The following is a 22,656-nucleotide window of genomic DNA, read 5'->3' on the forward strand; positions in this document are numbered from 1 at the left end:
ATTACTTTTCACTCACTATACATAAAATACTGACAATATGGCCCTTTTAGAGGGTTATTTTAAGTATTAAACTCAAAATACTCTTAATCTCTAGATAATGCCTCTACTGGGTCTAGTTTAGCAGCGTTACGAGCGGGTAAAAAGCCGAATACAACCCCGATGAGCGTCGAGCACAAAAAGGCAGCAATAATAGACGTTGGTGAGTAGATAACTTGAAAGCTATCGCCGCCGACGCGATTAATGATTTCGCCAATCGCAAACGCCAGTCCAATCCCCAATAATCCGCCTAAAATACAGACCAAAACGGCTTCAATTAAAAACTGCTGCATAATATCGCTTTGACGCGCACCGACGGCCATACGTACACCAATCTCATTGGTGCGCTCGGTCACCGATACCAGCATGATATTCATGACGCCAATACCGCCGACGATTAACGAGATAATAGCGATAGACGATATCAGCAAGGTCATCGTTGCGGTGGTCGCTTCAATGGTTTGGCGAATCGAGTCGGAGTTACGGATACGAAAATCATCGGTACCATGCCGGCCTATCATAAGCTCAGAGATGGCAGCTTCAGCAGCGGCGGAGGAGATATTGTTATCAATGAGTGCGACAAAGCTTTCAATATAGGCACTGCCTATCAGCCGCGACATCATAGTAGTGTAGGGCATATAGAGCGTAGGCGAGTCGACGCTGCGACGAAAGCCGCCATCGTTCGGCTCTAAGACGCCAATAACGCGCCCAGGAACGCTGCCTATCAGTAAGACTTCGCCAATCGGACTGGCATTGTCGGGGAAAAAGGTTTTATTGGCATTGTCATCGATAATGATATCTTGGGTACGGCGCAAGATGCTTTGCTCATCAAAGCCTTGACCTAGGGCCAGCTTTTCACCGCTGACATCAAGATAGTCTTTACCAACGCCGCTAATGCTAGCGGCTTCTTGGATATTACGATAGCGGACGTTCATATTGCTATTGAGCTGCGGGCTGACACTGACTACATAAGGCTGATTCGCAACCGCTTGGGCGTCTTGCGGGGTTAGATTGTAATCGTTGTATTGGCGCCTAGGATCGCCGTAGGGATAGCCGTCAGTGACGGTGATGGTATTGGTACCTAAGGAGCTAATATTGGACAATATCTGCTCTTGTGAGCCTTTACCAAGACCGACGACTGATACCACCGAAGCAATACCGATGATAATTCCTAACATCGTCAATAGCGTGCGCATTTTATGGGCGCGCATGGCAAGCAAGGACATTTTAAAGGCTTCAAATAAGCGGTCGATAAAGCTGCTAAAGGCGCTTTTACGGTGTTTATCTATCACAGCTGCCGGCTGCGCTTCTGCGTGCTGATAATCGTCGTTTTTATAATCAGCAATGATGTGACCGTCTTTGATTTCGATGACGCGCTCAGCTTGGGCGGCAAGGCTAGGGTCATGGGTCACCATAATGATGGTATGACCTTGGGCGTTTAAATCTTTGAGGATTTGGACGACATCTTCACCCGATTTGCTATCTAGCGCGCCCGTTGGTTCATCGGCTAAGATGATATCGCCGCCATTCATCAGCGCCCTTGCGATAGAAACGCGCTGCTGCTGACCGCCTGATAGCTGGCTTGGACGATTATTGACCTTGTCGCCGAGGCCTAAATCTGACAATAGCTTTTCGGCACGCTCGCTGCGCGCTTGCCCGTCCATTCCTGCATAAACGGCAGGTACGGAAACGTTGTCGCGAGCGTTAATATCGCCCAGTAAATGATAGCGCTGAAAAATAAAACCAAAGTGCTCACGGCGTAGCTTTGCCAGCTCGTCGGCATCTAGGCGGCTGACCGATTGACCAAATATTTTGTAATCGCCCGCTGTTGCTTGATCTAGGCAGCCCAAGATATTCATCAAGGTCGATTTGCCCGAGCCTGATTGTCCAATAATCGCCACCATCTCGCCTTGATGGATGGACAAATCGATATCATGCAAGACGCGGATGGTTTGCTCGCCAGCTTTAAACTCTCTAATCAAGCCTTTGACTTGCATCAAAGGCGTATCAGTCGCATTCGGAGTCGGGTCTTGGTTACTCATTTGCTATCCTGCTTATCTCAAATCTCAAGTCATTATCAAGGTTAAAGCCAAATCTAAGGCCAAAGCTGATGTACTGCCAGCGTCGATTTATTTAAATGTTTTTAGCAAACTTTAAATACTAAAATGGTCGTCCGCCTCTGCCACCTCTACCGCCTTTGCCTTTATCAGCGCCTTCTTCGCCTAATATGACTTCGTCGCCTTCTTTAAGACCGCTTAAGATTTGCGCATTGACACGGTTATTGATACCAACTTTGACCGTTTGCTCGACCACTTCGCCATCGGCTTTAAGGACACGTACCATCGCCGTCGTTGCACGAGCGTCGCTATCAGAACCAGGGGTATTATTAGCAGCCGCTGTGTCTTTTTTACGATTTGCAGCATTTCTAGATTTGTTAGCAGGTTGTAAGGCCGCAGAGGGAATAAGTAGTGCATTTTTTGCTTGGTTGATGACGATATAAACTTGCGCGGTCATATCGATACGAAAGCGGCGCTCGGTGTTGGGTACTTCGATATAACCGACGTAGTAAATGGCGGCATCGGTCGAGCTGGTATCGCTAATTTTTTCAGGAGCGGGTTCGATGGCTTTGAGGGTCGCGTCGTATTTTTGGTCGGGATTACCGATGATATTAAAATAAACGGGCAAGCCTGCTTTGACGTTAATGACGTCGGCTTCAGAGATTTGCGCATTGATACGCACGGTGGATAAATCCGCTAAAGTCACGATGGTTGGCGCGGTTTGATTGGCATTGACCGTCGTTCCTTGCTCGGTGGTCACCGATACCACCGTCCCCGACATCGGCGCGCGAATGGTGGTATAGCTTAAATCTTCCTGTGCTGTGCTAACGTTGGTTTGAGATTTACGTAGCGCCGCTTGTTGACTATTGATATTGGCTTTAGTTGTCGCAATCGCCGCTTTTGCGGTATCGATAGCCGCGCGCGCATTGGCAACAGCAGCTTGGGCGGTGGCAACTTTGGTTGCTTGCGTGTCATAATCTTGCTGCGATATGGCATCGATAGCCAGTAAGCCTTGCAAGCGTGAAAAGTCCGCTTGTGCTTGCTTTAATTCAGCTTGACGGCTGGCAAGATCCGCTTGCGCACTTTTTAGGCCTGCCTGCCGACTTAACAACTCGGCACGGGCGCTTTGTAGCGCCGCTTCACTTTGCTCAAGGCTTGCTTGCTCATTACTTAAATTATTCTTTTGCGTCACCTGATCAATCTGCGCAATTAAATCGCCTTTTTTGACTTCATCGCCGACGTCAACAAACAGCCGCGTTACTTCACCCGATACCTGCGCACCCACATCGACGGTATTTAACGCTTTTACTTTACCCGATGCCATGACGTTATTTTCGATATCGCCAATCTCAGCGGTCGCCGTTAGATAGTTGGGTGTGGTGTCTTTTGGTTTAAAGGTTTTGTAGGCTAAAGCCCCTAAAGCTACGATGATAAGGGCAATAACGCCCCATTTAATAGCAGACTTTTTGCTCATTTTGCGCATGACAACAATCCAATCACAGTTAAATCAAGTGTAGCTATAGTAGAGGCTTGACGGCCAAAAGGGAATGGCAATTAGTTTGCGAAACGTTAAGAAGAAAAATCGTAGCAGCAAGAATCGTGAAAGCACAGACAAAAAAATAACCCCATAAAAAGGGTTAAATAACAGAACGCAATATTTTATCGTTAATGAATTACGGTGTCTTGAACAACCTCTGCCCTGACAATTCCAATGCTGCTTGCAATAATAACTCCCACGCTGGCTGGCGAACCAAACCTTTAATCGCTTGGTCACATTTATAAAGCAGAGCAGGCCAAGCCGCCGTTTGTGCTTTTGAGTGGCGACGGCACGCTTGCTGGTACAAGCCTTGCTTACTACGCCAAATGCCAAGCGCTTGCGGGTCTTGCCCGTCCATTAGCTGCATAATTTGCCGCATGTCTTTACTAATTGCCCATAAAACCAAGGTGGTTGGCTCATCGGTGGCTTTTAATTGAAATATGATTTTGGCAACTTGGGCACTATTGCCCGCAAGCATCGCATCGGACAAATCAAACACACTAAACTGCGTATCGCTCACCAAGGCGGCTTGTAAGTCATTAATGTCCAGTGCTATGCTTGCTACAGGCTGGCTAGATGCGCTTGCAGGATTGGCATTAGGGTTGCTGCTGTTATCCATATTTGCCAACAATTCTGGCGCAAATAAATACGACAATCGCCATAAAGTTTGATAAGCACTAAGCAAATGGTGCTCGGTATGTGACATCAATAGTTGCCACGCTTCTTGCGATAAGGTTAAGCCAAACTGCTGGGCTTGTATCTGCAATAACTGCTGGCGCTGCTGCTCATTATATAAATTGCAGTCGATAACGTGACCATACTGCGCAAATGGCGCAAACCATTTGCTGGTCTGCGCGCGTTTATCCTGCTTTGGCGTCAGCCATAAAAGGCTATGGCTATGTGCCCCTGCCTGTGCATCAACGGCAAAACGTTCAAGCTCGGTAATAACGGCTTTGTCAGGTTTATGATTGCCTGTCACGATAAGCGCGCTTGCATCATCGAATAAGGACTGGCTGCCAAGCTCTGATAATACTTCTTGCCAGCTCTTTACTGACACCAGCTCGATACGTTTAATGGCGTAATTTTGCGCGCGCCAATGCGGACGCAGCGCATCGATAAGCCATTGGCTGAGTAACGGCTCATCACCGTGCGCCAGCCACAAGCCAGCTACTGCAACGGACGGTTGTAGCAGTTTTGGGTAGGCTTGTATAAAGGTATCTTGCATAGGGAAAAAGGACACAAGGTTATATTAAGATTTTGGTGCGATAACAGCAGTCGATGCTGAACCTTTACTATTTTGAATAACAGGTTTGGCAGTGTTAGGCGCAACTTTAGGCAGTGCAATCGCTACGTATTGGTCAGTGATACGGCGCGCTAAGCTGTCATAAAGCCAATCACGAATTTGATCGCCCTGCTGATCATCGGTACTTACCGACGCTTCGTTATATTGATAGCTGCGCTCAACCTGAATAGGGTTGGTGAGTGTCACAGGTTGGCCATTTACGGTGGTCTTATAGCTGACATCGGCTGACATCACCAAGCGAATTTCAGTTAAGACACCGACTAACTCATAACGCTTAAAGCGGACGTTGTTGACCGTAATCGACGCAATGGGTTCAGCGCCCACTTTTCGGTTGTTGCTGACAACATCAGCCAAGGTCATGTTATCAATCACCTCAACGCCTAAAGACTCTAAGCGCCTCGTCAGTGGTAGCTTCAATGGAAATGAAGTGCGATTATCCTCGATAATTACCGCGGTTTTAGCAACATCAAATAGCATCGGCGCGTCATAACCGCGTAGCTGAAAGCCGCAACCACTGAGACTAACCCCTGCACCCAATACCGTAACCATTGGCAAAGCAGTCAGTAGCGCCGCTGCCAGTTTTTTTGCGCCTGATTTTTGCGTCATGCTGCTATGTCCGTTCGTTTTTGTTTGGTGTGCCTGCAAAGCTCGGTGCTTATACGACATAATCGCTATCCTTATTTTGATAAGAAGACCTAAGAATGAGAATTTGAAAACGCCATGATTGAAGTCACAGCGTTTAAAAACCTAATCCTTAAAAGGTCTAGCCTGCCACCACGATATTGACCAGTTTATTTGGTACGACGATTTCTTTTTTGATCTCGCCAGTCAGGAATTTTGCCACGCCTTCCAGCGCTTTTGCCTGCGCTTTTAGCTGCTCAGGGTCGCTATTGGGTGCCACATCCATTTTGCCGCGCATTTTACCGTTGACCTGCACCACCATGGTAATCGTGTCTTGTACCAAAGCGCTGGTATCGACTTCTGGGTAGCTAAGCGCCACGGTATCCAGTCCTAGTTGCTCAAGCAAATGCTCACCAATGTGCGGCGCGTACACCGATAGCATAATCAACAAATCAATTAATGCTTCATGCTGTACTTGCAGATCTTGCTCACTGTTTGCTTTAAAGTTGCTCAGCTCGTTAGCAAGCTCCATGAGGCTAGAAACTGGCGTGTTAAGGGCCAAGCGTTTACCCAAATCACTATCAATCTTGCCAATCGTTTCATGGGTCTTACGGCGTAAGGCTTTTGCTTCTTTACTTAAGTTATCGGTATTGAGCGCACTGTTATTTAGCGTATTGTTGTTTAAAGTCTCAATACTTAAATTGGCGTTAGTTAACGCTTGCATGTGTTCTGTCGCAATCCGCCAGACTTTTTTCACAAAGTTATAAGGGCCTTTTAGCGCATCATCTGACCATTCTAAGGTTTGGTCGGCAGGCGCCGTAAACAAGGTATAAAGTCGAACAGTATCCGCGCCATACTTATCAATGGTCAGTTGCGGATCAACACCGTTGTTTTTTGACTTCGACATTTTCTCGATTTTACCAATCGTCACGGGCTGGCCGTCTGATTTTAACGTGGCTTTAATCGGCTGACCGCGCTCGTTATAGTCGATGTCGATGTCTTCAGCAAAGTAATAAGTGGTACTGCCATCGCTATTTACGCGGTAGAAGGTGCCGGCAAGTACCATACCTTGGGTCATCAAATTGGCAAACGGCTCATCGCCTGAAACTAGGTTTTCATCGCGCATGAGCTTATGGAAAAAGCGCGCATATAGTAGATGCATCACTGCGTGCTCGACACCGCCGATATATTGGTCAACAGGCAGCCATTTATTGGCAGCAGCTTTATTGACCATGTTAGCCGTGTCATGTGGGCTGGCAAAGCGCGCATAGTACCAGCTTGACTCGACAAAGGTATCAAAGGTATCGGTTTCGCGCTCAGCAGCATTGCCACATTTCGGACAAGTGGTATTGACAAATTCTGGGATGTTTTTTAACGGATTGCCGCGGCCATCAGGGACGACGTCCGTTGGCAGAACCACTGGCAAGTCTTGCTCTTCAACCGGCACCGTACCGCAATGCTCACAGTTAACCATCGGGATAGGGCAGCCCCAGTAGCGCTGACGCGAAACGCCCCAATCACGCAAACGGTACTGGATTTTCTTCTTGGCAAGCTGTTGTGACTCTAATTTGGTAAGCATCGCTTCAAACGCTTGCTCAAAGTCCATACCGTCATATTCGCCTGAATTGACTAAGGTACCGCGTTCGGTATAAGCGCGGTTGCTCTCCGTATTATTTGCTTTGGCGTTAGCTTCTACTTCATCAAAATAGCCAGCAGGAATATCGATCACTTGTTTAATCGGTAGGTTGTACTTAGTTGCAAACTCGTAATCGCGCTCATCATGAGCAGGAACCGCCATCACCGCACCAGAGCCGTAGCTCATAAGCACATAGTTGGCAACCCAAACGGGCACTTCTTCGCCAGTTAAGGGATGGGTCACAGTCAGACCCGTATCCATACCGATTTTTTCCGCTTTGGCCAAGTCCGCTTCAGCAACCGAGCCCTTTTTGCACAGCGCATTAAACTGGGCAATCGCCTCATCTTTTTCAGCGGCGTACTGTGCCAAAGGATGCTCGGCTGCGACCGCGACATAAGTCACGCCCATCAAGGTATCAGGACGGGTGGTAAATACCTCTAAGGTATTGCTTTCGCCATCCAGCTCATAAGGGAAATGTACTTCCATACCAGCACTACGACCAATCCAGTTGCGCTGCATGGTGATGACTTCAGACGGCCAGTGGCCTTCTAACTGGTCTAAATCATCAAGCAGCTCATCGGCGTAATCGGTGATGTTAAAGTAATACATCGGGATTTCGCGCTTTTCGACCGCCGCGCCACTACGCCAGCCTTTACCATCGATGACTTGTTCGTTGGCCAAGACGGTGTTGTCGACCGGATCCCAGTTGACGGTGGCAAGTTTTTTATAAACCAAGCCTTTTTTGTATAACTGTAAAAATAACCACTGCTCCCACTGATAATACTCAGGGCTACAAGTGGCAAATTCGCGTGACCAGTCAATAGACAAACCAAGCAATTTGAGCTGCGCGCGCATGCTGTCAATATTGGCAAATGTCCATTTGGCAGGCGGCGTCTGATTGGCAATGGCGGCGTTTTCTGCTGGCAGACCAAAACCATCCCAGCCCATTGGCTGCATAACCTCATAGCCCTTTAGGCGATAATAACGGCTCAGTACGTCGGAGATGGTATAGTTACGCACGTGACCCATATGCAGCTTACCGCTTGGGTAAGGGAACATCGACAGCATATAGCGACTTGGCTTGTCGCTTGGCTCGTTGCTGACTTCAAAGCGCTTGTCAGTTGCCCATTTGGCTTGCTGCGCCGCTTCAATGAGATGCGGCTGATACTGGCTATTATCGATAGAAGTATTGTTGGTATGGGTAGTATTAGCAGTTTCTGCTGTCACGGCGTTGCTCATAGTTGGCTCGAAATAGGTTATTACAGATAAATTGGGTAAAATTTTACAATGCCATAGCATAGCCTAATTTAGCGAAAATTGCGACGATATGATGGAGCGTTTGCTCACTGTAAAGGCGATAAATTTGCAACGTCAATATGCGTATGCCTGTTTTAATCGTCTTTTATTCGTCATCAGCCAAATGCTCATGCGTGTTGGGTATAATAAACAAAATAATGATCATTGATTTGGAGTTTTTATGACCATCACCATTTACGGTATCAAATCTTGTAGCACCATGAAAAAGACATTCACTAAGCTTGATGAGTTGGACGTTAGCTATGATTTTTATGATTATAAAAAGCAGGGTGTTGATAAAGACAGCGTACAGCGTTGGGTAGCAAGTTTAGGCATTGATAAAGTGCTAAATAAACGAGGCACCACATGGCGCAAGCTCACCGACGAGCAAAAACAAGCCGCTGATGAAAACGTCAATAACGCCATTAATTTATTGGTAGAAAATACCAGTATGATTAAACGTCCGATAGTTGAAGGCAGTTACCAAGAGAAGCTTTTCTTGCTGTGTGGTTATGATGAAGAAGCATTCGACGAGATTTTTTCGTAAGGGAAGCTTTTAGATAAAGAAAGCTTTTAGACAATGGCAAAAAGCCCAAGCTTAGAATCTAAGCTCGGGCTTTATAATACCTACGATAAACCAAATCACACTGAAGCACCAAATAATGAGCACGTAAAGACGAATTTGCTCCGCTGTCCAATCAAGCGCAAACCATTCAATCATAAAGAACGACTTCCAGCCCTCTATCCAGCGCGCACCGCCGTAGCCAATAATCCACCAGCAATATAGGCTCTCTAAAACAAACAGTAGGCACCACAGCCACAGCGGCATGCTTGACTCCTCAAGAAGCTAAAGCATGGCCGCATCAATGTCACGGCTAATCAAAGTACCGACGCCTTCATTAGTAAAAATCTCTAACAAGGTCGCATGCGGCACCCGACCATCGACAATGACGGCACTTTTTACGCCGCTACGTACCGCATCAAGCGCGCATTGAATCTTAGGAATCATACCGCCTGAGATAATACCATCTTCAATAAGGCCATCGACTTTCTTTGGTGTTAAGCCAGTGACCACTTCGCCGTCACGGCCCAATACACCTTTGATATTGGTTAATAGCATCAGCTTTTCTGCTTGTAAGAATTCTGCAACTTTTCCGGCGACCAAATCGGCGTTGATATTATAAGTGTTGCCCTCAGAATCAACCCCAAGCGGCGCAATCACAGGGATAAAATCAGAGGCAATCAGCATATTAATCACGTCCTTATTGACGCTGACCACATCACCGACGAAGCCTAAATCAACGGGAACCGCTATACCGTCTGCGCCGATTTTTTCCATCATTAGTTTTTTGGCTTGGATTAAATTGGCGTCTTTACCCGTCAGACCAATCGCCCGGCCACCGTGCTTATTAATGAGGCTGACGATAGATTTATTGACGCTACCGCCGAGTACCATCTCAACGACATCCATGGTATTTTTGTCAGTGACTCGCATACCATCGATGCGGTCAGATTGACGGCCGAGCTCTTTTAACAAATTATCCACTTGTGGCCCGCCGCCGTGTACGACCACAGGATGCATACCAACGGTTTTTAATAAGACGATATCACGGGCAAATGAGCTTTCAAGCGCAGGGTCAGTCATGGCATTGCCGCCGTATTTGACGACAATGAGCTTATCAACAAAGCGTTGAATATAAGGCAGCGCCGTGGTTAATACTTCTGCGGTAATTTTGGCTTCATCCAAATTAAGCGTCATGACAAGCTCCTAAAAGACAGGGTTAAGCGGTTGGTTGATTAAGAATTTTTAATTCTCTTTAGCGTTCTTTGCTAAAATAAACGATTAAAATCAGTGAGATAATACTATTCAGCAACGATAGCCAAAATTTGCGCAGCTAACTGCGCGTCAAAGGGGCGGCATAAAGCGGCGAATTTCGTTTGCACATCGATAAGGTCGTCGATGCTATCACCAGCAAAGCGTACGGTCAGATTTTGACTGGTATTTGATTGGCGCAATACGCCAAATCCATGGGCAAAATCTAAGCGTACCCCGTCAATACAGCTGAGTTTTGTACCTACTGGCAATAACGCTTGCGCCTGCTCTAAAGTCATAGATTGGCTTTTAGTAGAGCAAGTACAAAGTGAGGGCGCACAGGCAACGACAGCTTGCGGGTGAGGTTGATCAATAAAAGCGGCCGATGTTACTGGCGCCAATGTCGCTTGAACCAATTGCTGTAAATACTGACAAAACCTTGCCAGTTGCTGCACGATTGAACAATCGCTCATCATGGAGTCTGGCAACGGTAAATAATGGTCAGCGGTACTGACGATAACGGGTAAACCCTTAATAATATCGGCTAGATTGCTTGTACGATTTGGCTCAGTACCTTGAGGTTTTGCTAACCAATGTAGAAGCCTTAACGCCGCGTACATGGCATCATCGTAAAGTATAAAGCGGCTATCATTAAAAATAAAATGTCCGGATAACTCTCCTGCAAAGATAATTTGCCCGTTAGATTGCTGCATTTGCTGACGCATTAGGCTACTTCCTGTTTTACTAATCACAGGCGTTGCGCCAAGTTCAGTAATGAGCTTTGGCAGGTGATGACAGCACTTAATATCAAAGAGTACTTGCGCGCTTGATAGCGAAGATACTAATGACTGCGGGCGCTCAATGATGGCTATTTTTGCCAATAGGTAAAGCAGGTGATCAGGTGTAACGACCTTGCCCCGATTATCAACCACCATTAACCGATCGCCGTCACCATCAAAGGCAATACCGATATCTGCCTGATGGATAAGAACATTTTGCTGCAATTGTTTAAGGCGCTGCGGTTCAGACGGATCAGGGTTGCCCGACGGAAAATTACCGTTTGGAGTGTCATTTAACATGATGACGCGGCGGCAAAAATGCGCAAATAAAGGCTTAGCAATATTGCTGGTGGCGCCATGCATACAGTCAATAACTACCACCAAATCAAGTTTGGAAGAAGGTGTTTGGCTAACAGGGTGATAGATTTGCTTAAAGACTTGCTTAATGGCATCGGCATAAGCGTTTACGACTTGAGCAGCAGGTAAATGCTGCTGTTTATGATAAATGGGCTTAGCAATGTTGCTTGAAAACAAATTTTGCCCATCATAGCTAGTCAACTGCTGATATAGCGTCTGAATGTCTGCGCTGCTAGGGGAGGCATGATTGACTAACCACTTGATCCCTAAAATATCTTTAGCAGAATGGCTGGCTGTCGCGATAATACCGTGACCCTGATATTGCTCCGCCCAAAAAATCATCATAGGCGTGGTTACTAAGCCTAGTTGAATAACTTGTAAACCATGCTGGGACAAAATGTCCGCAAGGGTTTGCGCCATGCTATCACTACTATCGCGGACATCATAACCAATGACGACGATAGTTTTATCGTTATCGCTTTGGCAATTACTTACGTCAATATTTCCGTTATGAATGCTTTGCTGAGATTGATAAAGATGCGCAAAAGCATGCCCCAATGCATGAATAAAGCCATCAGTAAAATGCTGGCGCGAACCACGAATGTCATAAGCACGAAATAAGGATTGCTGCGCAGCAAAAGACGGCATCGCTTACTCTCCTTATAATCGTGATAAATGGGGTAGTGGTGAATGAAAATAAATCGCTGATTATTTTTATTGCTGCGATTTATAGTAAATAAAAATTCAATGTTACTGTATGTTCAATGCTTAACATTCAATACTTAATGTTCAACGCTTACTGACGACCGGAATGGCCAAAACCGCCAGCACCGCGCGCGCTGGTATCGCTAAATTCTGCCACCACTTCAAACTCCGGACGAGCGACCGGTACGACCACATATTGTGCCATACGTTCTGCTGGGTTGAGTACGAAGTCTTCACTGCTGCGATTCCAAATACTGACCATCAGCTCACCTTGATAATCAGCATCAATCAAGCCAACCAAATTGCCCAAGACGATACCGTGCTTATGACCAAGACCTGAGCGTGGCAAAATCATGCCCGCAAAATTTGGATCTTGAATATAAACCGCAAGGCCAGTGCCAATTAAATGGGTGGCTCCAGCTTTAATCGTTAATGGCTCGTCAATGCAAGCGCGCAAGTCAATACCTGCGCTGCCATCGGTTGCGCGTGTTGGTAAGGAAAACGCTTTATCTTCAGTAATTTTAGGATTTAACACTTTAACTTGTACAGCTTGCATAACGCACTCACTTAACGATGTAATGGTTTTTTAAACAGAATAAATCACAGTTTTAACTTTTAATTTTTAACTTTGCACAGGCGAATAATTATAATATCAGAACGCTTGCCAAGCCCAAAAACGACATAAAGCCGACAATGTCTGTCACGGTGGTTAGGATAACCGAGGCAGATAGCGCAGGATCAATATTCATGCGTTTAAGCATGAGCGGGATACTAATGCCCGACACGTTGGCAGCGGTCATGTTAATCGCAATAGCCAGTCCAATAACGGCACTGATTTTAATATCATGAAACCACAATTGGGCAATAATCGCCATGATTATCGCCCATATGATACCGTTTATCGCGCCAACCCACAGCTCTTTATTTAATAACCACAAGCGATTTGAGCCACCAATTTGACCCATTGCCATCCCGCGAATGACTACCGTCAAGGTCTGCGAGCCTGCAATGCCGCCCATACTAGCAACCACGGGCATGAGTATCGCCAGCGCCACAACCTTTGCTAGCACCGCTTCAAACTGTCCAATGACTGCGGCGGCCAATAGCGCGGTAAATAAATTAATACCGAGCCAAACACTACGGCTTTTGGCGCTGGTCAAAATAGGGGCAAACAGTTCTTCATCTTGGCTAACACCGGCAAGGTTTTTCATGGTGCTATCGACATCATCTTGGATAATCTCCATGATGTCCTCACCATTTAACTGACCAACCAGCTCGCCATAACTGTTAGTGACAGGGGCGAAGCGAATGTCTTCTGAGCGGAAAATCGCTGCGGCATCTTGAATGTCTAAGCGATCATTGACGGTGATGGCATTATGAATCAAATCAGCCACCAACATCGTTTGATTATGTTTAATCAAATCCGCCAAACTGAGCAGGCCAAGCAATTGCTGGCTTTGATCAACGACCAGCAGCTCTTTACTTTCCTCATCGAGTAAATCGGCATTTTCGCGCAGCCAGTTTTGTACTTCAGCAAGCGAGATATCCTCTCTGACTTGGATAAGCTCAGGATCCATATAACTGCCGACTTCCCAGTCTTCATAGGTATCGAGCTTATTGACCTGCACACGGATGTCTTCATCCAAGGTCGCCATCACCGAGGTACGCACACTTTCGGTGACGGTATCTAAAATCTCTGAGATGTCCTGCGCATCAAGGTCTTGGGTAAACAGCGAGATTTCTTTTGAAGAAACGTTTTCAAGCAGCGGCTGGCGGGTATCAAACTCAAGCTCTGCAAGCACTTCACCTTTGATATCTTCTGGCACTTGCGCCCAAATCAATAAGCGATTTTGACTAGGAAAGGACTCGAGCAAGCTGGCAATCTCGTATTCTGATTGCTTTTCTAAAAACTCGGTAATCGCCTCGTACGCTTTATCAGCAACCAGCTCCTGCAAATACAGCAGCTTATATTCACCGCTAGACTCTGCTGGATTGTAGTCGCCTTGTCGTGTCGTTGGTCGTTCAGGATTCGGCGTCGAGGTGGGCATAAAGGTTCCAAGTTTTTTTAAAAGGTATAAATATAAAAATGACGCTCAGCGCTTATTTTAAGCGCTCAAAGCATGAGGTTTTTAAGTTTTAAACTTAACGATTTCCCAGTAAGGCGCGAATATTGGCCAAGTATTCATCAGCAACTTTTTCAGGGTCTTTGCTGGCTTTTTTCTTTTTCGCTTTGGCTGGCCAGTCGATATGATCTTCTGGGAGCTCATCTAAAAACCGTGATTCAGAGGTGACGCGCATTTGCCCGCCAGCGCGGCGCTGGGTGGCAAGCGTCAATGTCAACTCACGGCGAGCACGGGTAATACCCACATACATTAAGCGCCGCTCTTCTTCAACGGTTTCGCTTAAGATAGAGTTGCGGTGCGGCAGCAGCTCTTCTTCAAGCCCCATGATATAAACATAATCAAATTCCAAACCTTTTGCCGCGTGCAAGGTCATGAGATTCACTTTATTGGTATTTTCTTCTTCTTGCTGCTGCTCGAGCATATCCAGTAAAACTAGCTTGCGAATAATGGTATCAATGGTGCGGTCTTCATCTTCCTCAGCGCGATTGATCAGCGATTGAATACTGGTATACAGCATATCAATATTATCGATACGGTTTTTTTCTTGTTGCGGAGTTTTAGCATCGCTACGCACAAAGTCGATATAGCCAGTTTCATCAATCATCTGTCGCACAATAGGCACAGGGTCGGGGTGCTGATCGAGCTCGCGGGTATAGTGCTCGATAAAGTCGCCAAACTCTTTTAGCGTACCATAGGCTTTTGACGGCAATACGTGAGCAAGACCAGCGTGAGTACAAGAAGCGAGTAGCGAAATACTATGCTCTTGGGCAAATAAACCTAGCTTTTCAAGGGTAGCGGGTCCCATGCCGCGCTTAGGCGTATTGATAATCCTTAAAAACGCGCTGTCATCTTCTGGGTTTAAAATTAAGCGCAGATAACCCATGATGTCTTTAATTTCGCTACGGGCAAAAAACGATTGACCGCCCGATAATTTATACGGCACTTGCAACTGACGCAGCTGCGCCTCAAGCATGCGCGCCTGAAAGTTACTGCGATAAAGAACGGCGTACTGCTCCCACTCATTGCCAAAGCGCAGTTTATGGGTGACGATTTCTTTTGCCACGCGCTCGGACTCATCGTCATCATTACGGCAGTTAATAATGCGAATTTTTTCGCCTTGACCTTTATCTGACCAAAGTTTCTTTTCAAATAAATGCTCGTTATTGGTAATAACGGCGTTGGCAGAGGTCAAAATACGCGTGGTCGAGCGGTAGTTTTGCTCAAGCATGACGACTTTTAATTTTGGAAAATCCTCTTTTAGCAGCGCCATGTTTTCAGGTTTGGCGCCGCGCCACGCATAAATGGATTGGTCATCATCGCCAACCACGGTAAAGCGCCCTTGTGGCCCGACCAAATATTTAATCATCTCATACTGGGCGGTATTGGTATCTTGATATTCATCGACCAGCAAATAACGAATACGGTTTTGCCATTTATCGCGCAGCTCGGCATTTTCACGTAAAATTTTGGTCGGCAATACGATTAAATCATCAAAATCTACGGCGTTATAAGCACGCAAATTGCGCTCGTATAAGGCATAAAGGGTGGCAAAAATCATGTCTTCTGGATCGTCTAAGGTTTCCATCGCCTTATCCGGTTCGATAAGATCGTTTTTCCAATCAGAAATCATTTTAATGGCTTTACCGACCAGCTCGCGACTTTCCGCGCCACTTAAATTGTCACGCATCATCAGCTCCATTAAGAGACGCTTGCTATCGTCGCTGTCCATGATGGAGAAGTTGCCTTTTAATGGCGTATGAATCAGCTCATAACGCAAAAACTGTAGCCCGAATTGGTGAAAGGTCGATACCGTCAAACCGCGCGTTTTTTCACTTGGCAGCAATTTACCAACCCGAGCTTTCATCTCGCGCGCCGCTTTATTGGTAAAGGTCACCGCGGTGATGCGCTCAGCTGGCATGTTGCATTCTTCGATCAGATAGGCAATTTTACGGGTGATAACCGAGGTTTTACCTGAGCCTGCCCCAGCCAATACCAATAAAGGTCCTGAGACATAAAGCATGGCTTCTTGTTGTTTGGGATTAAGTTGACTCATAAAATGACCTGTAAGACAAAAGCAAAAAAGAAAATGAAGCGGATAGCAGCAGCGTTATATAGTCAGTTCGAAATAAAAACCACACCTTTAAAAAAACCTCATTTTTAGCAGAGACGATATTTTTGATAAAGTTAAGCAGAAAATAAAGGTAACAAAATGTGTGATTGAATAACGCCAAAGTAGCAAAATTAGGTGGGCTATTATAAAGCAAAAACCGGGCCTTTGGGTGAGGAGTTGGCGGCAGGTTTTAAGACAAAAAAACGTTTGGTTTTCGCGGCTTACACTATATATACAAGCCTTTGCTCAGAAAGTCGGATTTAAGGTTAATATAAGGTAACGTCTATATCATAGTTTATAGTAAAAAAAACCTATTTTTTTTACAGATAAAATGACCGTTCAATGCAGTTAAAAACTAGCTTTTGATTGCCAATATGCGTATAGTACGTAAATAATTTATGCCAGTTGTCACGTCATTGTTGACCACGTGTATGAGCTATTAAATCAATTAAATAAACTGCCGGATATGATATTGATTTAATACGTTGATCTTACGTTGTTAAAAGATGCGTTGGGCGACCAGCCTTTTATCCGCATGCATACCGGAATATCTATAGTTGGTCATGTCTGACATCGTCGTCAATAAGCTTGATAATTGGTTATTACCAGCACAGTAGCTATATAGTTATAATAGTCATTGAGTGGTTTAAACACTTTTACTCACATCAAATGATTTAAATAAAATGGCTTATGACTGTTATTTTATATTTATAATAGCTACTTTGTGTTTTCGTCTGCGTTATGCTTATCGCCATTACCACCATCATTTGTGAGTATTCGCGGTGCGCTTGACACTCGATTGGGTGAGGAGCACGTATTATCATGTCTGCTTTTAATTGGTCAGCAATTGCTTTTATTTTAGCCGCCATTGGGCTAGTTGTCTTTATGCTGGTCGTTCCGCGCTTACTTGGCGGTCGCTCTCAGGGCACACAAAAAGAAGAAGTCTTTGAAGCGGGTGTTGTCGGAGCTGGCAACGCCCGTATTCGTTTGTCTGCAAAATTCTACTTGGTCGCCATTTTCTTTGTTATCTTTGACTTAGAAGCGCTGTATTTGTATGCATACTCGGTGTCGGTGCGTGAGACGGGCTGGCTTGGCTTTGCAACAGCAGCAACGTTTATCGTCGATTTATTGATTGGTTTGGTTTATGCCTTGAGCCTAGGCGCACTCAGCTGGTCGCCAGCGGATAAGCGCCGCAAACAAGCGCGCTTATATGCCGCGCCAGCAGGCTTTAACTTGGCAGATATCACCAAGTTTGATGGCGTTGATGAGCTAATGATTGACCCGACAGGCAAGATACCGGCGCAGTCTTCAGGCCAAATTAATGTCTCAAACAACATCGAGACCAATCGCCGTCACCTGCAAAATATCGACCATATTAATACCACAGGTAATGTGACGTCGGTGGATTTTGCCACGCCTGCGCGACAAGATAATATCAAAGGCTAAGCGCTACTGGCCACTTATTCCAATATGGCCACTTATTCATATAAATAATAGAAGTTATGGCGCTAGTGATGGCCGATGCTTGTCACGCAGCGCCTAAAATAAAGGTTGTATGTTATGAAATACACATTAACAAAAGCCAACCCTGATGCAGATATCTATCCTGCACAGACCAGTCAAACGGTCAATGATCCTATCGAAGATGAAGTCAATAAAAACGTCTTTATGGGTCGTCTTGAAGACCTTATCCATTCAACAGCAAACTGGGGGCGTAAGAACTCCCTTTGGCCATTTAACTTTGGTACCTCTTGCTGTTATGTCGAATACGCCACTACTTTAACCGCGGTTCACGATTTATCGCGCTTTGGTGCCGAAGTTATTCGCGCCTCGCCCCGTCAGGCGGACGTGATGATTGTTGCTGGTACCTGCTTTATCAAAATGGCGCCTGTTATTCAGCGCCTTTATGAGCAAATGCTCGAGCCAAAATGGGTCATCTCGATGGGCGCTTGTGCCAACTCTGGCGGCATGTATGATATTTATTCTGTCGTGCAAGGCGTCGATAAAATCATTCCTGTTGATGTCTATGTGCCGGGTTGTCCGCCGCGTCCAGAAGCGCTGATTCAAGGTTTGATGCTGCTACAAGAGTCCATTACTAAAGAGCGCCGTCCGCTGGGTATTCATGTCAATGAACAAGGTGTTTATCAGCCGCAAATGACACCAGAGCGTGATCGTAAGCAAGCGGATCGTATCGCGGTGAAAAACTTGCGCAGCCCAGATAGCATTTAAGCTGCGAGCGTTTAGCCAAACAGCGTTTAAATGAAGCGTTTAAACATAAAGCATAAAGTATGTTATTTGCTGGTTTGGCTCAGTCATTAATCATCCGTAAAATTACGCAGTACGCATATATTCATCATGGTTCAGTTATGTTCAACATAGCTGGGTTATGATTAATGAAGGAATACATCATTCATGGTCACGGTAGTCGAAAACATAGATCTTAACAACATGGATCCTAAGATTAAGCCTGTTCCAGCGGTTATTACCGAGCTTGAGCAGAAGTATGCCGATAAGTTTGTCGTGCAGCACACTGTTGATGAGATTCCAACGGTTTGGGTCGCGCGTGCTGATTTACTCGATATCCTTTTATACCTGCGTAAATTGCCCAAGCCTTACGTCATGCTATATGACTTATCAGCGATAGATGAGCGTTTGCGCCAACATCGCCAAGGCTTGCCTGAGAGTGATTTCACGGTGTTTTATCATTTGATGTCGCTTGAGCGCAATAGCGATGTGCGCATCAAGGTCGCGCTAAGCGAAGATGATCTAAATGTACCGAGCGCAACCAAAATTTGGCCAAATGCCAACTGGTACGAGCGCGAAGTGTGGGATATGTTCGGTGTTGTCTTTAGTGGCCATCCGCATTTAACCCGTATTTTATTGCCAAAATATTGGGAAGGTCATCCACTGCGTAAAGAATATCATGCGCGGGCGACCGAATTTACCCCGTATTTCTTAAATAACGCCAAACAACAATACGAGCAAGAAAACTTGCGTTTTATCCCTGAAGAGTGGGGTATGAAGCGCTCGGGCCGCGATGAAGACTTTATGTTCTTGAACATCGGCCCTAACCATCCATCGGCGCACGGTGCGTTCCGTTTGGTATTACAGCTTGACGGCGAAGAAGTCGTTGACTGTATCCCAGATATTGGCTATCACCACCGCGGCGCTGAAAAAATGGCCGAGCGGCAAACGTGGCACTCTTATATTCCTTATACCGACCGTATTGACTATCTTGGCGGCGTGATGAATGAGCTGCCGTATGTCATGGCGGTTGAAAAACTTGCGGGAATTACGATTCCACCGCGCGCTGAAACCATCCGTGTGATGATGAGTGAGTTTTTCCGTATTACCAACAACTTGCTATTCGTTGGTACCTTTATTCAGGATGCGGGCGGTATGACGCCGGTATTCTATATGTTTACCGATCGCCAAAAAGCCTATGACGTCATCGAAGCGGTGACTGGTTATCGTATGCACCCAGCGTGGTTCCGTATCGGCGGTACGGCGCTTGATTTACCGCGCGGTTGGCAGCGTTTGGTGCGCGAGTTTTTAGACTGGATGCCAAAACGCTTGGATGAGTATGTCAAAGCGGCGTTGCAAAACAGCGTGTTAAAAGGCCGTACCCAAGGCGTTGCCCAGTACAATACCAAGCAAGCTCTGGCATGGGGCGTCACAGGCGCAGGTTTACGGGCAACAGGATTAGACTTTGATTTGCGTAAAGCGCGTCCTTATATGGGCTATGAGAATTACGACTTTGAAGTGCCGGTTGGCCATAATGGCGATGCTTATGACCGCTGTATGGTAAAAATCGAAGAGATGCGCCAATCGTTACGCATCATCCGTCAATGTATGGATAATATGCCGCAAGGGCCTTATAAAGCGGATCATCCGCTTGCAGTACCACCGCCAAAAGACCGTACCTTAAACGATATCGAGACCTTGATTAACCACTTTATCTCCGTATCTTGGGGCCCTGTCATGCCAGCGGGTGAGTGTGCCACCATTATTGAGGCCACCAAAGGCTTAAACAGTTATTACATTACCTCGGATAAAGCGACGATGAGCTATCGCACCCGTATCCGTACGCCGACATTCCCGCATTTGCAGCAGATGCCATCCGTGATTAATGGTTCACTGGTGTCCGATGCCATTATGTATTTGGCGTCGATTGATATTGTGATGGCCGATTGTGACCGCTAAAGGTCGGCGTTTATCGTCATTATCATTTATAAATATTAAAAGTAAAACACGTTCACTAATAAGTTATCGCCAGACTGGCACACCAAAACGCTGTTTATGCGCTAAGCGCTATATAAACAGTGGGCTGAGTGAGGAAAGACGAAGATTATGAGAATTGTTTCCGATAAAATGCCAAAAGTAGATGTGGCAAGTATTTTAACCGCGGAAGAAATTGCGGCTATCCATGAGCATATGCATCATTATCCCCATCCACGGGCAGCGTCTTTAGATGCACTAAAAATCGTGCAAAAGCGTAACGGCTGGGTTGATGATGCACAACTGAATGCCATCGCCAATATCCTAAATATTCCTGTGACCGACATGGATGGGGTGGCAACCTTTTTTAACCGTATTTATCGTCAGCCGGTTGGCCGTCATGTCATCCTTATTTGTGACTCGGTGGCTTGTTATCTAACGGGTTACGAAGCATTGGCGGCTGAATTAAAAGCGCAGCTGGGCATCGACTACGGTCAGACAACCCCTGATAACCGCTTTACGCTATTGCCGATATGTTGTTTGGGTAACTGTGATAAAGGCCCTGCGGTATTGATTAATGAAGATACCTATGGCCCAGTGCAGCCCTCTGAGGTCGCCCAATTGTTGGAGCTATACGCATGAGTTTAACGATTTCTGAGCAGATTGCTCGTCGCGCTCAAGGCAAAGCGCCTAGCCAATTAAATGACCAGCGCATTCCTGTTTACGGCGATAAAGCGACTGCTACTAGCGAAACCAAACCTTTAACGTGGCGCTTGGCACATCACGATGCAGTCCTAGATTTAGCGACTTATGAATCATTACGCGGTTTTGAAGCGCTAAAAATGGCTTTAAACCAATCGCCAGCTGATACTTTAAATACTATTAAAGAAGCGGTGGTAAAAGGTCGCGGCGGTGCAGGTTTTCCAGCAGGTATTAAATGGTCGCTGATGGCGCCACCCGATGGCGGTCCGCGCTATCTTGTTTGTAATGCCGATGAGATGGAGCCGGGAACCTTTAAAGACCGTTTGCTCATGGAGCGTCTGCCGTTACAGCTTATCGAAGGTATGCTGATTTCTGCCTATGCGATTGGTGCAACGGCAGGCTATATCTTTATTCGCGGTGAATATATTTTAGCAGCAGAGCGTCTAACGGCGGCGCTTGAAGAATTGCGTGCCAATAACTTGGTCGGCGATAATATTTTAGGCTCAGACTTTAGCTTTGATTTGCACGTCCATACCGGCGCTGGTCGTTATATTTGCGGTGAAGAAACCGCGCTGATTAACTCTCTAGAAGGTCGCCGCGCCAATCCGCGTACCAAACCGCCATTTCCACAAGTAGCAGGTGCGTGGGGCCGTCCAACGGTGGTCAATAACGTTGAGACTTTGCACAACGTTTCAGCGATTATTTTGCACGGTAGTAAATGGTATCAAGACTTACCAAAAGCAAAAGGCGTGGTCGAAACGCCGGGCACCAAATTATTTGGTTGTTCAGGACTGGTCAATGATCCCGGTTTATGGGAGCTACCATTTGGTTATACCGCGCGTGAAATTATCGAAGACTTTGCGGGCGGTATGCAGGAAGGTAAAAAGCTGAAAGCTTGGCTACCCGGCGGCGCCTCAACCGACTTTTTAACCGCTGAGCATTTAGATACGGTCGTTGATTTTGACACCATTCAAAAAGCCGGTAGCCGTATGGGTACGGGGCTAATCATGGTCGTTGATGAAGAGCAAGACATGGTGCCACTGCTGCGCAACCTTGAGGTTTTCTTCCAACGTGAATCGTGCGGTTGGTGTACGCCGTGCCGCGATGGTTTGCCGTGGGGCGTTAAATTGCTCACCGCTATCAACGATGGTCAAGGTCAAATCGGTGACGTTGAGAAACTAGAAGGCTTAACCCGTGACTTATGGATCGGCAAAACCTTTTGCGCGCATGCGCCGGGTGCGATGGAACCACTGATGAGTGCAATTAAATATTTCCGTCCTGAGTTTGATCAAAAAATTGCGCAGGCGGTTGGTGCAGATGTCATTGAGGCTGCAGCCCATCAACAGCCAGAAGTGAAATAAGG

General features: G+C 46.2%; 17 protein-coding genes. 6 read left to right on the plus strand and 11 right to left on the minus strand.

Annotation, left to right across the window (positions count from 1 at the left end; genetic code table 11):
• Positions 1–83 precede the first annotated feature (83 nt).
• From B4240_RS00005 to leuS, 5 genes are all read right to left on the minus strand, one after another.
• Complete coding sequence (locus tag B4240_RS00005) at positions 84–2,078, minus strand: MacB family efflux pump subunit (protein WP_296236129.1); 1,995 nt, start codon at positions 2,076–2,078, stop codon at positions 84–86.
• Between the two features lie 118 nt (positions 2,079–2,196).
• Positions 2,197–3,576, minus strand: coding sequence for an efflux RND transporter periplasmic adaptor subunit (locus B4240_RS00010; protein ID WP_296236130.1), 1,380 nt, complete (start codon positions 3,574–3,576; stop codon positions 2,197–2,199).
• A 190-nt stretch (positions 3,577–3,766) separates the two neighbouring features.
• On the minus strand, positions 3,767–4,855 hold the full coding sequence (locus B4240_RS00015; protein ID WP_296236132.1) for a DNA polymerase III subunit delta: 1,089 nt from the start codon (positions 4,853–4,855) through the stop codon (positions 3,767–3,769).
• Positions 4,856–4,879: 24 nt separating this feature from the next.
• Positions 4,880–5,539 carry an LPS assembly lipoprotein LptE gene (gene lptE / locus B4240_RS00020; protein WP_414707052.1) on the minus strand — a complete coding sequence of 220 codons (660 nt, stop codon included), beginning with the start codon at positions 5,537–5,539 and terminating at the stop codon, positions 4,880–4,882.
• A gap of 157 nt (positions 5,540–5,696) precedes the next feature.
• Complete coding sequence (gene leuS, locus B4240_RS00025; protein WP_296236138.1) at positions 5,697–8,429, minus strand: leucine--tRNA ligase; 2,733 nt, start codon at positions 8,427–8,429, stop codon at positions 5,697–5,699.
• 238 nt (positions 8,430–8,667) lie between these two features.
• On the opposite strand from leuS, the gene B4240_RS00030 reads away from it, so the two are divergent.
• Positions 8,668–9,033, plus strand: a complete 366-nt coding sequence (locus B4240_RS00030) for a Spx/MgsR family RNA polymerase-binding regulatory protein (protein WP_296236139.1) — start codon at positions 8,668–8,670, stop codon at positions 9,031–9,033.
• 51 nt (positions 9,034–9,084) lie between these two features.
• On the opposite strand, the gene B4240_RS00035 is transcribed toward B4240_RS00030, so the two are convergent.
• The 6 genes from B4240_RS00035 to B4240_RS00060 all read right to left on the minus strand — a co-directional run bounded on the left by B4240_RS00035 (position 9,085) and on the right by B4240_RS00060 (position 16,316).
• Positions 9,085–9,315: a hypothetical protein gene (locus B4240_RS00035; protein WP_296236141.1), complete on the minus strand. Its 231-nt coding sequence runs from the start codon at positions 9,313–9,315 to the stop codon at positions 9,085–9,087.
• Positions 9,316–9,333: 18 nt separating this feature from the next.
• On the minus strand, positions 9,334–10,245 hold the full coding sequence (argB, locus tag B4240_RS00040; protein WP_296236143.1) for an acetylglutamate kinase: 912 nt from the start codon (positions 10,243–10,245) through the stop codon (positions 9,334–9,336).
• A 104-nt stretch (positions 10,246–10,349) separates the two neighbouring features.
• Entirely contained in the window at positions 10,350–12,083 is a 1,734-nt protein-coding gene (locus B4240_RS00045; protein WP_296236144.1) for a phosphomannomutase, read from the minus strand.
• 148 nt (positions 12,084–12,231) lie between these two features.
• A complete protein-coding gene (dut, locus tag B4240_RS00050) occupies positions 12,232–12,696 on the minus strand; it encodes a dUTP diphosphatase (RefSeq protein WP_296236145.1) in 465 nt (154 codons plus the stop codon).
• A gap of 88 nt (positions 12,697–12,784) precedes the next feature.
• Entirely contained in the window at positions 12,785–14,188 is a 1,404-nt protein-coding gene (gene mgtE / locus B4240_RS00055) for a magnesium transporter (RefSeq protein WP_296236146.1), read from the minus strand.
• 94 nt (positions 14,189–14,282) lie between these two features.
• The gene (locus tag B4240_RS00060; RefSeq protein WP_296236147.1) at positions 14,283–16,316 is read right to left on the minus strand and encodes a UvrD-helicase domain-containing protein; all 2,034 of its coding nucleotides are present in this window, start codon (positions 16,314–16,316) and stop codon (positions 14,283–14,285) included.
• An 879-nt stretch (positions 16,317–17,195) separates the two neighbouring features.
• Between B4240_RS00060 and ndhC the strand changes: the two genes are divergently transcribed.
• From ndhC to nuoF, 5 genes are all read left to right on the plus strand, one after another.
• Positions 17,196–17,819, plus strand: coding sequence for an NADH-quinone oxidoreductase subunit A (gene ndhC, locus B4240_RS00065; RefSeq protein WP_296236150.1), 624 nt, complete (start codon positions 17,196–17,198; stop codon positions 17,817–17,819).
• Between the two features lie 114 nt (positions 17,820–17,933).
• A complete protein-coding gene (locus tag B4240_RS00070; protein WP_296236151.1) occupies positions 17,934–18,602 on the plus strand; it encodes a NuoB/complex I 20 kDa subunit family protein in 669 nt (222 codons plus the stop codon).
• A 219-nt stretch (positions 18,603–18,821) separates the two neighbouring features.
• Positions 18,822–20,576 (plus strand): NADH-quinone oxidoreductase subunit C/D, encoded by a 1,755-nt coding sequence (nuoC, locus tag B4240_RS00075; protein ID WP_296236191.1) that lies wholly within the window; start codon positions 18,822–18,824, stop codon positions 20,574–20,576.
• Positions 20,577–20,723: 147 nt separating this feature from the next.
• Positions 20,724–21,233, plus strand: coding sequence for an NADH-quinone oxidoreductase subunit NuoE (gene nuoE / locus B4240_RS00080; protein ID WP_296236152.1), 510 nt, complete (start codon positions 20,724–20,726; stop codon positions 21,231–21,233).
• The gene (gene nuoF, locus B4240_RS00085; protein ID WP_296236153.1) at positions 21,230–22,654 is read left to right on the plus strand and encodes an NADH-quinone oxidoreductase subunit NuoF; all 1,425 of its coding nucleotides are present in this window, start codon (positions 21,230–21,232) and stop codon (positions 22,652–22,654) included. Before nuoE ends, nuoF begins: the two co-directional genes overlap by 4 nt.
• Positions 22,655–22,656 lie beyond the last annotated feature (2 nt).

It is taken from the genome of Psychrobacter sp. UBA5136, assembly GCF_002414005.1.
Classification (GTDB): Bacteria; Pseudomonadota; Gammaproteobacteria; order Pseudomonadales; family Moraxellaceae; genus Psychrobacter.